8 protein-coding genes are annotated in these 12,014 nt (G+C 52.6%); all 8 read left to right on the top strand.

Annotated features, from left to right (window positions below; translation table 11 throughout):
• The first annotated feature begins 83 nt into the window (after positions 1-83).
• The 8 genes from tssC (at position 84) to C5Y83_RS09775 (ending at position 12,004) form a co-directional block, all read left to right on the top strand.
• A complete protein-coding gene (gene tssC, locus C5Y83_RS09810; RefSeq protein ID WP_146117730.1) occupies positions 84-1,676 on the top strand; it encodes a type VI secretion system contractile sheath large subunit in 1,593 nt (530 codons plus the stop codon).
• Between the two features lie 45 nt (positions 1,677-1,721).
• Complete coding sequence (locus C5Y83_RS09805) at positions 1,722-2,519, top strand: type VI secretion system accessory protein TagJ (RefSeq protein ID WP_105329491.1); 798 nt, start codon at positions 1,722-1,724, stop codon at positions 2,517-2,519.
• 37 nt (positions 2,520-2,556) lie between these two features.
• Entirely contained in the window at positions 2,557-3,051 is a 495-nt protein-coding gene (gene tssE, locus C5Y83_RS09800; RefSeq protein WP_105329490.1) for a type VI secretion system baseplate subunit TssE, read from the top strand.
• Positions 3,048-4,880, top strand: a complete 1,833-nt coding sequence (gene tssF, locus C5Y83_RS09795; RefSeq protein ID WP_105329489.1) for a type VI secretion system baseplate subunit TssF — start codon at positions 3,048-3,050, stop codon at positions 4,878-4,880. The genes tssE and tssF overlap by 4 nt, the downstream gene beginning before the upstream one ends.
• Positions 4,844-5,980 (top strand): type VI secretion system baseplate subunit TssG, encoded by a 1,137-nt coding sequence (tssG, locus tag C5Y83_RS09790; RefSeq protein WP_105329488.1) that lies wholly within the window; start codon positions 4,844-4,846, stop codon positions 5,978-5,980. Before tssF ends, tssG begins: the two co-directional genes overlap by 37 nt.
• A gap of 113 nt (positions 5,981-6,093) precedes the next feature.
• Positions 6,094-8,790 carry a type VI secretion system ATPase TssH gene (tssH, locus tag C5Y83_RS09785; protein WP_105329487.1) on the top strand — a complete coding sequence of 899 codons (2,697 nt, stop codon included), beginning with the start codon at positions 6,094-6,096 and terminating at the stop codon, positions 8,788-8,790.
• A 285-nt stretch (positions 8,791-9,075) separates the two neighbouring features.
• Positions 9,076-11,079 carry an efflux RND transporter periplasmic adaptor subunit gene (locus tag C5Y83_RS09780; RefSeq protein ID WP_158262303.1) on the top strand — a complete coding sequence of 668 codons (2,004 nt, stop codon included), beginning with the start codon at positions 9,076-9,078 and terminating at the stop codon, positions 11,077-11,079.
• Between the two features lie 40 nt (positions 11,080-11,119).
• Entirely contained in the window at positions 11,120-12,004 is an 885-nt protein-coding gene (locus tag C5Y83_RS09775; protein ID WP_105329485.1) for an efflux RND transporter periplasmic adaptor subunit, read from the top strand.
• The last annotated feature ends 10 nt before the right edge of the window (positions 12,005-12,014 follow it).

The raw sequence follows: 12,014 nt of genomic DNA, 5'->3' as shown, positions 1-12,014 counted from the left end.
CAGGCTTTCGCTAAGATCCCAGAGGCACATGGGAGACCTCTCCTCTGTGCCTCTTTTTTTTGAACCATCCTGACGACCAAGCAATGAGCTCTGAGTACCAATCGCAATCCGACGAGTACTCTCCGGTAATTCCGGAGGAGGCCAGTGCGGTCCAGCAGGCGCCAGAGACAACGACCGAGCAATCATCGGAGTCGATTCTGGATTGGATCGTATCTTCCGAAAATGTTGCCCAGTCGAGTACATCTGCGCATCGTTGGGATCAATTTATTCAAGCCGAAGGGGTTCGCGAAAAGCTCGACGCCTGGCTCGGCAAATGGGACGGACTCTCCCAGAAGTCGCTCGTTCGTCGCTTGAACGCTGACGTTGCCCAGATCGATCAGTGGCTAAATGATCAGCTGAACGCGATTCTACATCATCCGCAATTCCAGAAGCTTGAGGCCTCTTGGCGAGGGTTAGAATACCTCACTAGCATGGTCGATGAGGAAGCCGATCGCGAGATGGTCCACATTCGGGTCCTCAACGCGAGTTGGCGTGACGTCGAACGGGATATTGAGCGGGCCATTGAGTTCGATTCGAGCGAACTCTTTAAGAAAATCTACGAGGAAGAATTCGGTACCGCCGGTGGTAAACCTTACGGTGTGCTAATCGGTGACTATCAGATTCATCCTAATCCCACTCGAAATCATCCGCATCGAGATCTCGATACGCTGCAAGGCCTCGCTGGAATCGCCGCGGCTGCGTTTTGTCCGTTCATCGCCGGCGTCAGTCCAAATATGTTCGGATTGGACGATTACGCGGGATTCGAACATGTCGAGAACCTGCGATCTGGTTTCGATCAGGCCGAATTCACCCAGTGGCATGCGTTCCGTAATTCGGAAGATTCACGTTTCGTAGGGCTCGTGTTGCCTCAAGTGCTGATGCGATTGCCGTACGAAACGTTCGATGCCCGAGCCGACGGGTTCTGTTTTCAAGAGGAAGTCGGAGGACGTGATCGACGGAATTACCTTTGGGGAAACGCTGCGTTTGCGTTTGGCGAAGTCTTGATTCGAGCCTTTTCGGAATGTGGTTGGTTGGCTCAGATTCGAGGTGTTCAGCGCAATGTGGTGGGTGGCGGTTTGGTTAGCCGCTTGCCGGTCCATCATTTTGGAACCGATCGGCATGGGGTTGCTCCCAAATCATCCACCGATTGTATTATCTCCGATTTGCAAGAGGCAGAGATTGCTAATCTCGGATTTATACCCCTGACCCATTGCCATGATACCGATTTAAGCGCGTTTTACTCGAATCAAGCGGTTCAGAAGCCGAAGGTATACGAAGACGCGGTCGCTACTCAAAACGCGAAGATATCGGGTATGTTGCAGTACATCTTATGTGTTTCGCAATTTGCACATGCACTGAAGGTTATTGCTCGTGACAAGGTCGGAACCTTTGAAGAACGAGAAGCGGTTGAACGTTATCTGAACGATTGGATTCACGAATACGTTACGCCCGACGAGCGAGCGAAAGCCGAAACGAAAGCGGCCCGTCCCTTGCGTCAGGCGGAAATCCAACTTCGGGACGATCCGGCGAAGCCAGGTTCGTTCCACTGTACTTTCCGGCTCTGGCCACACTATCAACTGGACGATCTGGTCGCTTCGATTCGAATGAAGACCACCATCGAAGGTCGTCGAAAGTAATCACACAATTCCGATTCGGCTGGGAATCAACTTCGGGGGAAGCACATGAGTATCGGCGAACAATTGAAAGCAGGGCAGCTTGAAGAGGCGATTGAAGCCGCCATTCAAGATGTGAAGAAAAATCCCATGAAGTGGGACAAGCGGATCGCTTTGAGTCAATTGCTTTGCTTTCGTGGCGATTTGGAACGCGCCGACAACCATCTGGAAACTGCTCAGATTCAGACCCCTGATGCTCTTCTGCGGATCTCGATGTATCGCCAGATGATTCGTGGCGAGATGACTCGTCAGGAATGTTGGCAAGAAGGCCGCACTCCTGACTTGATGCAAGGTCAGGAACCGTCTGAATTAATTCAGACCAATCTGAAGTTGTTGCTTGCTCTGCGAGAGGGGAGCATGGAGGAAGCCACACAACTTACTGCCGAAATCGAGGAGCAACGCCCCGTGGTTGCCGGGACCTGCGACGGTGTCGCATTCGAGGATATCCGCGATCAAGATGATCGAACCGCTTTCTTCTTCGAGACGATTACCAGTAACGGCAAGTACTTCTGGCTTCCGTTCGATGCGATTGAATCGATTGAGTTTCATGCACCTGAACAACCATGCGACCTAATCTGGCGTCGTGCCACGATGAACGCTTACGGACAGGAAGGGGATGTCTTCCTAAACGCTCTGTATCCCGGTACGGCCGCCAGCGAGAACATCGCCGAGAAGCTAGGGCAAAGTACCACTTGGCTCGAAAAGGAAGGCGAACCAGCGTGTGGAGTTGGGCAGCGAATGTTTTGGCTGGGAGAAGATGAGAAGTCGATCATGGAAATCGGCAAGATCGAATTCGCCAAACCATAGCCCAAACTATGTTCTCGGATAACGGGAGGGAGTGTCGATGTCAAAAGGAAGTGACGAAGAGCCGTTGATGCCGTCGGTATTTGACCGACTAATTGACAACGAGCCGTTTAATTCGAACGAAATACCTCATTCACAAACACAAACGATGCGCGAAATCCGCGAAGCGGTAATTCGCGATCTCGAAAACCTTCTCAATACGCGTTGGCGTTGTCAGAGCTGGCCGCCTCAGCTCAACGAACTGAGCGATTCGCTCGTGAATTATGGAATTCCCGACTTCTCGTCAGTGGATATGAGCAGCGATCTTGATCGCAACTCGTTACGTGAAGCGATTGAATTCGCGATTCGCACCTACGAGACTCGCTTCGTTTCAGTATCGGTCGAGATGCCGAGCAATCGTAACAGTGAAGATCGCTCGCTGCACTTTATTATCCGTGCCGAACTGCATGCGACGCCTGCCCCAGAACCGATCGTCTTCGATTCGAAGTTGGAACCATCGGATCATTTGTTTCATGTAAAACGGAAGGACCGATGAGCGACGAATTGCTCGAGTTTTACCGACGCGAACGAGCTTACTTGCTGGATCAAGGGAAGGCATTCGCGCGGGCGAACCCAAAAATTGCGGGTCGCCTAGGATTGGGTGGTGACGACTTCAAAGACCCACATGTCGGGCGTCTTGTTGAATCGTTTGCGTATTTGAATGCACGCACTCGTTTGAAACTGGAAGACGATTTTCCCGAGATTGCGGCATCGATGTTGGAAGTGCTTTTCCCGCATCTGCTACGTCCTGTGCCTTCCATGTCGGTCCTTCAGTTTGGACTCGATCGAGCACAGGTCGAAGCATTTAACGGCTTTCCTGTTCCGCGTGGGACGATGCTCGAGACCGAGAAGATCGATGGCGATCCGTGTCGCTTTCGGACTTGTTACGACACGACCTGTTGGCCGATCGAAGTGACGGAAGTCAGCCTGGTAAGTCATCCCTTCGAGGCACCACCGACACTCTTCAATGCTCGCTCTTCCGCTCTCCTAAAGATCAAACTCAAAACTTACTCGTCCAATACGACACTCAACGAACTAAAGCTGCAATCACTTCGGTTTTTCATCAAGGAACAAGCACCCTACAAGTTTGACTTGTACGAGCTGTTGATGACCTCCGTGGTTGGTGTCGCTGCGGCTGAAAGCTCGAAAGCAACGTGGTACGAGACTCTTCCAACCAACTGCATTTCGCCGGTTGGCTTCGCTCGCGACGAGGGAATGTTCGATTACCCAGCACGATCTTTTCTAGGGTATCGACTTTTAACCGAGTTTTTCACATTTCCTGACAAGTTTCTGTTCGTCGACTTTAACCTGCAATCGACGCTCAAGAAGTTCACCGGCAATCATGTCGAATTGTACGTCTTCCTCAATCGAAGTAATCCCGATTTGGAACGACGTTTGAACGCCGACAACTTATTGATCGGTTGTACGCCGATTGTGAACCTGTATCGTCAGGAAGCGGAACCGATTCGGCTGACGCATGAAAAAACGGAATACCATGTCATTCCAGACTCACGGCGCCCGATGGCCAACGAGATCTATTCGGTAGACGAGGTCACGGCCGTCTCGCAGGACAATCGAGAGGTGAACTACTATCCGTTTTACTCGTTCAAGCATGCCGCTGACTCAGGAGAAGCCCGGACGTACTGGCATGCCACGCGACGACCAAACCCAGGTGGACAAGAAGTTCATGATGAGGGAACGGAACTATTCCTCTCTGTCGTCGATCTTGACTTCCAGCCCAGCGTTGATGCACAGTGGAGCATGCACGCTGATCTCACCTGCTTCAATCGCGACTTGCCTGAGAGATTGCCATTTGGTGGGGATCAGCCCAAGCTGTTCATGAGTGGCTTGGCTCCGATTACCAAAATCAAATGTTTACAAGCCCCCACGCGAACCCGTCGTCCTGACATTGAACAAGGCATTCGTTGGCGTTTGATTTCACACCTGTCGCTAAACCATCTTTCGTTAAGTGACGACAGCGATGGCCTAAGTGCGCTGCGCGAGATCCTGGGACTATACGACTACGTTAGCTCCGGCGTTAGCCGTTCTTTTATTGAAGGCATCGTAAACGTACATAGTGAACCTTGTACCGCTCGCGTTAAATCATCGCACGGAGCTGTTTTTTGCCGAGGCACGCGGGTGCACGTCACCTTTGACAGCAGCAGTTACTCAGGTGGCGGTATGTTCCTGTTAGCGAGTGTCCTGGAGCACTTTTTTGCACTGTATTGCACAATCAATTCGTTCACCCAGATGGTCATGCATGACGAGACCGGAGAGGAGATCTATCGTTGGGCACCGAGGGCCGGCGAAAACGTGCTTCTGTAGCGAGTCGCCTACTTGAGAAGCCGTTTCAGTTTGATTTCTTTCAGGCCATGCGTCTGTTGGAGAGAATTGCGCAGGAAGATTCCGCAGCCTTTCCCCATTGGAAATCGGTTGGCGGAGATGGTCCGCCCAACCAGGAACTTGTCCAACTGAAGGTCCTTTGCACACGCACTTTTCCACCCTGCGAGGTTCCGTCGATCATTCGACGACGTCCTGATGCCGAGGGCACGCCTCCCGAAGGAGAGGCTCCCTTCGTGATGACGACCACGTTCATGGGATTATTCGGTGCGCAGGGCGTGATGCCGCTGCATTACACGCAAACGATCTTGGATCGCGTTCGACGCAAGGACTATGCCCTGCGAGATTTCCTGGATTTATTCCATCACCGCATCTTGTCGTTGTTCTACAAGGCGTGGGAAAAATACCGCTTTCCGATCGCGTTCGAAAGAACCCGTCGTCATACTTTGAAGCCGCTAAAGCTCGACACGTTCACCGAGTCGCTCTTCAGTTTGACTGGCATGGGAACGGAGGGAACCCGTGAACGTCTGTTGATCGATGATGAAACGTTCTTGTACTACGCCGGTCACTTTGCTCACCGACCGCGTTCGGCGAGTGGCTTGCAACAAATCTTAGAAGACTACTTCTCGTTTACGGTGTTAGTGCAGCAGTACGCCGGACACTGGCTTTATATCGATCCGGCCGATCAATCTCGCCTGCCGAACGCGGAAGGAACGCTGGGCGGGAATAATCGTCTGGGAGAAGAAACCGTTATTGGCCATCGGATGTGGAACTGCGAGACACGCTTTCGTCTCCGTATCGGTCCGGTTACTTATCGACAGTATCAGCGATTGATGCCCAGCGGTGATCAATTGGCGGAAGTCGCTCAACTGACTCGATCGTACGTTGGCAACTCGCTCGATTTCGATATGCAGTTGGTTTTGAAAAACTCAGAGGTTCCGCAGTGCATTTTGGGAGATGAAGAGTCTCCTTGTTTTTTGGGATACAACATGTGGCTGCGTGTTGGCGAATTCGTGCATGATGTCGAAGACGCCGTTTTCCAGCATCCAGGATATCCGCTGGGAACAGCCAAAGCTGCAGGCTAGGTCACTTCCCCATGATGGCAAACAGGGAAACGACAATTCGAGAACAACTTGGGGCAAGTCGATTTTATACTTGGAAAACATTCAGAGATTGAATTGAAAGGGATCGACCTACGATGGCATCCGTGAACTTGAAATCGTTGGTGGGCAAACTTAACGGGACTTGTCGACGCACACTTGAGGCAGCTGCCGGTTTGTGCCTTTCCCGTACGAACTACAACGTGGAAATCGAACACTGGCTGACCAAGATTTTGGAGACGCCTAACACCGATTTCGAAGCAATCATGCGTTGCTACGAGATCGATCCTACCAAGCTTGTAACTGAGCTCGGACGGTCGATGGATAAGTTGAAAACGGGCAACGCTCGACCGCCAGCTCTCAGTCAGACTGTGGTCGACCTTGCACGAGACGCGTGGCTAATGGCATCGATCGACTATCTTGAACCAACCGTGCGTAGCGGGCATCTTGTTATTGCGATGCTTTCTGACCGAATCACGGCGCAGTCGGTGTTGTCAAGTTGTCCCGAGTTGGAAAAAATCAGCCTGGAAGATCTCAAGAAGGATCTCGCCAAAATCACCGCTGAGACCACGGAAGAAGAGGAATCGCAAGCTTCCTTGGCGACGGCTCCTTCCACCACGGGACCCGGCGGAGGTCCCGCCAAACGGACCAAGACGCCTGGGCTCGATCAGTTTACGATCGATTTGACCGAACGCGCCAAGAGTGGCGCGATCGATCCAGTCCTCGGCCGCGACGATGAAATCCGTCAGATCGTCGACATCCTTTGTCGTCGTCGTCAAAACAATCCGATTCTGACAGGTGAAGCGGGTGTGGGTAAGACAGCCGTCGTCGAAGGCTTTGCGCTACGAATTGCTGCCGGTGATGTCCCGGAAGCGTTAAAGAACGTTTCGATTCGCACTTTGGACCTGGCCTTGCTACAAGCCGGTGCAGGTGTGAAGGGAGAATTTGAGAATCGCCTGAAGTCGGTAATCGAAGAAGTGAAGTCTTCCCCCAAGCCGATTATTCTTTTCATCGACGAAGCCCATACCATGATCGGAGCCGGTGGGCAGGCGGGCCAAGGGGACGCGGCCAATCTACTGAAGCCGGCACTGGCTCGCGGCGAACTTCGAACGATCGCCGCGACCACTTGGGCGGAATACAAAAAGTACTTTGAACGCGATGCGGCACTGGCCCGCCGTTTTCAAGTTGTGAAAGTCGAGGAGCCAAGCGAAGAAAAGTGTATCGGTATGATGCGCGGATTAGTGTCCACCCTCGAGCATCATCACCACGTGCGGATCTTAAACGAAGCGGTCGAAGCGGCCGTGAAGCTGTCTCACCGCTATATCTCCGGTCGGCAGCTTCCGGACAAAGCGGTTAGCTTGCTCGATACGGCTTGTGCCCGAATCGGTTTGAGTCAGAACTCGACACCACCGCAGATCGAACATCTCACCCGACTCATCGATCGCATCGATACAGAGGTCGATATTCTTAATCGAGAGATGGCCGCCGGTGCCGAAGGACATGAGGAAACGATCGAGGAGCTTCAAAAGCAGAAGATCACAGCCGAAGAGGAACTGACCGCTTTAAACAAGCGGTGGGAACAGGAAAAGGAGTTCGTCGATCAAATTCGCGAGCTACAAGACCAATTGGCCGAAGATGATGCCAATCGCCGTAAGCCGGTCGTCGAAGGCGAACCGAAGCCGGAGCTGTTGGCGGACGAGAAGCGAGACGAGATCAAAGCCAACATCAAGAAGCAGCAGACCGAACTGATGGAAATCCAGGGAGAAACGCCCCTGGTGTATATCTGCTGCGACACCAATGCGGTGGCAGAAACGGTGGGGGCTTGGACTGGCATCCCGGTCGGTAAGATGGTTGCCAACGAGATCGCCACGGTTCTCAAGCTTCAAGATATGATGGAAGAAAACGTCGTCGGCCAGTCGCATGCCATGGTGCAGATTGCCGAGAGCATTAAGACCTCGCGGGCCAATTTGGAAGATCCGAACCGCCCAATTGGTATCTTTCTGCTGGCGGGTACCAGTGGTGTCGGTAAGACCGAAACCGCGCTAACGCTGGCCAACCTGCTGTACGGCGGCGAACAGAATATGACGACGATCAACATGTCGGAATTCAAAGAGGAGCATAAGGTGTCGCTCTTGATGGGGTCGCCTCCGGGCTACGTTGGTTACGGGGAAGGGGGGGTGCTCACCGAGGCGGTTCGTCGCAAACCGTACAGTGTGATCTTGCTCGATGAAATGGAGAAAGCCCATCCCGGTGTCCAAGACATCTTCTATCAGGTGTTCGATAAGGGGCACATGAAGGATGGCGAAGGTCGTGATATCGACTTCAAGAATACCGTCATTATCATGACCTCGAACGCCGGGACCGATTTGATCATGAGCCTTTGCCGTGATCCTGAAACTAGGCCAGATCCGCAGGGGCTGCACGACGCAATGCACGAGGAACTGCTGAAGACGTTCAAGCCAGCCTTCCTGGGACGTGTTTCCATCATTCCCTACTTCCCACTCGATGACGACGTGATGAAGAAGATCATTCGTCTCAAGCTGCAGAAGGTGGGCCGCCGCGTTCATGACCATCACCGGGCGTCGTTCACCTACACCGACGGGCTGGTCGATGCGATCGCGGCACGTTGCACCGAAGTCGATACCGGGGCTCGCAATGTCGATAAGATCTTGACGCAAACGCTCCTGCCAGAGATGTCCGGCGAGTTCCTATCGCGAATGGCCGAAGGACAGCAGATCAAGTCGGTCGAGGTCGATGTCAGCAAAGAGGGGGATTTTGTTTATACGATCGCCTAGCCCCAAATGTCCCGGCAGGGGACTGTTCCGCTTATAACGATTCTTCCAACGGCAGCATCTCGCTGCCGTTTTTTTGTGGACCTTTTGCGCGGATCAATTCGTCAAAATAGGGGAGTCGCGGGGACTGCGTTTATAGTGAAACGACCTCTTTTTCCCGATTTCCAGAGCTCCTCCAAGCAGGAAAAGGTTTGCCCTGTTTCCGGCAGGTCTTGATAATTCACGATTGATGGTGCCGTGACCAGCAGAGTCATAGGCGAATTTACCCCGCGGAAAATGGAATCATCGTTGCAACATTCCGACGCACCACGCACCGCAGACGAGGCCAGACGCCAGATCGAGTCGTTGCTCGATGAATTGGCCGACGTCGCTGACACTTCCCTTGCGCCGGACGAGTTCTATGCTCAACTGCTCGATCGATTGACGTTTGCTACTTCTGCTCTAGGTTCCGCAGTCTGGTCGAAGGGGCCCAGCAGCCACTTGATGTTGGCCCATCGCACCGATCTAAATTCTATCTATTCGGCTGAAACTATTGCGGAAGATCAAACGCAGCTTGCGCTACGACTGGCCAGCGGTGATGTGGGGACACTCCCAGGTAGCAAGATCGGAAAAGTAAATTACATCATGATCGCTGTCCCCTTGCGTGTTGCTGGGGAGGCATGGGGCATTCTCGTTCTGTATCAGAATGCAGATCTAGCCAAGTCAATTGTTCAATCACATCTGCGGATTACAGGAGCCTTTGCTGAGATCGCCCAGCACTTTCAACAGCAGTCCTTGCTGCGTGATTTTCAGCATCATCGCCATGATTGGAAACGGCAACTCGACTTTGCCGGTCGCGTCCATACCGATCTTTCCTATTCTAAGACCGCCTATCGCATTGCCAACGAAGCACGTAATTGCCTAGATGTCGATCGCGTTGCGATCCTATCAGCTCGTGGAACAAGAAGTCACATCGAGGCCGTTTCAGGAGTAGACAAACCACATCGTCGGTCGAACGCCGTAAGAAAACTTGAGCATCTAGCCGCTGCTGTCATGCAGGCGAAGCAAACCTTGCTGTACACAGGCGATACGGACAATCTTCCTCCGCAAGTTGAAACGGCTCTGCTCGACTACCTGGAGGAAACTCCGTCCAAAGTTATCGCCATCGTACCGCTGTTGAATAGTTCAGACGAAGAGAAGGAAGACGACTCACAAATTATCCCGTCGGAACCAATTGGCGTATTGGCACTGGAAAGTATCCAACAGTTCGATGGCCATGAGCTCTTGCGTCGTGCGGAACGAATCATCCATCATGCAACGACTGCTCTGGCCAATGCGCAGACATATCGCCAGATGCCGCTTGCCTTCGTCTTGCAACCGCTCGGTCGCGGACTGGCCACCGTCGGTTGGTATCGGCTTTCCACGACACTAAAATTCGCAATCCCTTTGATTGTGATCGTGGCGTCGTTGTTCTTCGTACAGACTGATTTTTCCATCGAAGTACACGGGCAGCTTGTGCCGGCAGTACAGCGAAATTTGTTCGCACCCGCTGATGGTTACGTTGAAAACATTCTGGTTCATCATGGTCAACACGTGACTGCCGGTGAGACGTTGATCGAATTGCAATCGAATGAGTTTCTCTTGCATAAGACAGAGATCGTCGGTCAGTTACAGACCGCCCAGGCTGAACTCGATGCCATTGTGGTGAAACGCTCGCAAGGTTTGCGGCGTGATCCTCGATCCGAGAATCGTAACTACGACTCGTACGAAAACCTCTCGGCTGACGAATTACGACTTAATACACAAATAGCAAACCTTACCCAGCAGCGAGATCTTCTGCAGAGACGTGAAGACGAATTGACGCTCCAGAGTCCGATCGATGGACAAGTGCTCGACTGGGAAGTGGACCATGCCTTGGCAACTCGCCCTGTGACGCGGGGTGAATTGCTGATGAAAGTCGCCGATGTTGACGGGCCGTGGAAGCTGGAATTGGAATTACCGGACAAGCGGACTTACCACGTCGTCGCGGCACAAGAGGCCTCGTCAGAACCGCTGGCGGTCCGTTTCCAGTTAGTGAACGAACCTGGCAAGTCATATGCTGGCCAGTTATCCAATACGGCAACTGTTGTCGATTTGGATGAAGACACCGACGAACCGTTTGTGCCGCTCGAAGCGCAGTTTGATAAGGATAAGATTGCTCATCTTCGACATGGGCTCAGCGTGGTAGGTCGAATCGAGTGCGGTCGGCGATCGCTGGCCTACGTTTGGACTTATCAACTAGTTGAAACGGTTCGACGCTACTTCTTCTGGTAACGGCCTCCTCTATCAGTGTTCTCACGTACGAGATCGATTCATGCTGCTTTCACAAAAGCTTTTCACTGGTGTCATTTGTCTGCTAGGTATCACCGCGAGTTACACGCCAATTTGGGCTGCGGAAATCGTCGTCTCGTCGACTTTGTTAAAGATTATTGAAACAGTTGAAGTTCCCGCGCAGCAGTCGGGAACGTTAGAAACCGTTCCGTCAGAAGCTGGCGTGATCGTCGATAAAGGTGAGGTAATTGCCAAGATTGCCGACGATGAAAAGCGTTTGGAAGTGGAGCAAGCACAGGTCGAGCACTCGATCGCCCAGCGAGAGGCCGAAAATGATGTCAACATTCGCTTCGCCGAGAAGAGCCTCGAAGTGGCCGAAGCGGAGCTAGGACGATCGGAAGAAGCACTGTCGATTGCCGTTAAAAGTGTTTCCCAGTCAGAAATGGATCGACTGCGATTAGTTGTTGAGAAGAGTCGCTTAGAGATCGAACAGTCACAAGAGAAAACCGCGATTGCCCGACTAACTGCTCAGCTTCGAGAAACCGAGCTTAGGCTCGTAGAAACGCAGCTTCGTAAACACGAGATCAGATCACCTATTCAAGGAATGGTCGTCGCTGTGTTCCGTCGTGCTGGCGAATGGGTTGAACCGAGTGACTCGGTTGTCAAAGTGGTTCGAATCGATCGACTTCGTGCGGAAGGGTTTATCCGAACCGAAGAGGCGCTGATCGGTCTGATCGGGTCGCCAGCGAAGGTGACTGTCGAAATTGCCAATCGTGAACCGATCATGGTGGAGGGCAAAGTGACCTTTGTCGATCCCGAGGTCGACCCGCATAACGGCCAAGTTCGCGTCTGGGTCGAGATCGAAAACAAAGATCTCAAATTACGTCCCGGCCTGCGAGCCGCGATGACCATTCAGCCGGAAAACTAAAGCCTGAGTA

The organism is Blastopirellula marina (genome assembly GCF_002967765.1).
Lineage (GTDB): Bacteria > Planctomycetota > Planctomycetia > Pirellulales > Pirellulaceae > Bremerella > Bremerella marina_A.
The sequence above is the reverse complement of the archived record's forward strand: the minus strand, read 5'-3'. Positions and strand labels throughout refer to the sequence as shown.

Bases quoted from the DNA above. Each gene is read 5' to 3' on its own strand.
- tssC (WP_146117730.1), top strand. From the start codon at position 84: ATGAGCTCTGAGTACCAATCGCAATCCGACGAGTACTCTCCGGTAATT.
- C5Y83_RS09805 (WP_105329491.1), top strand. From the start codon at position 1,722: ATGAGTATCGGCGAACAATTGAAAGCAGGGCAGCTTGAAGAGGCGATT.
- tssE (WP_105329490.1), top strand. From the start codon at position 2,557: ATGTCAAAAGGAAGTGACGAAGAGCCGTTGATGCCGTCGGTATTTGAC.
- tssF (WP_105329489.1), top strand. From the start codon at position 3,048: ATGAGCGACGAATTGCTCGAGTTTTACCGACGCGAACGAGCTTACTTG.
- tssH (WP_105329487.1), top strand. From the start codon at position 6,094: ATGGCATCCGTGAACTTGAAATCGTTGGTGGGCAAACTTAACGGGACT.
- C5Y83_RS09775 (WP_105329485.1), top strand. From the start codon at position 11,120: ATGCTGCTTTCACAAAAGCTTTTCACTGGTGTCATTTGTCTGCTAGGT.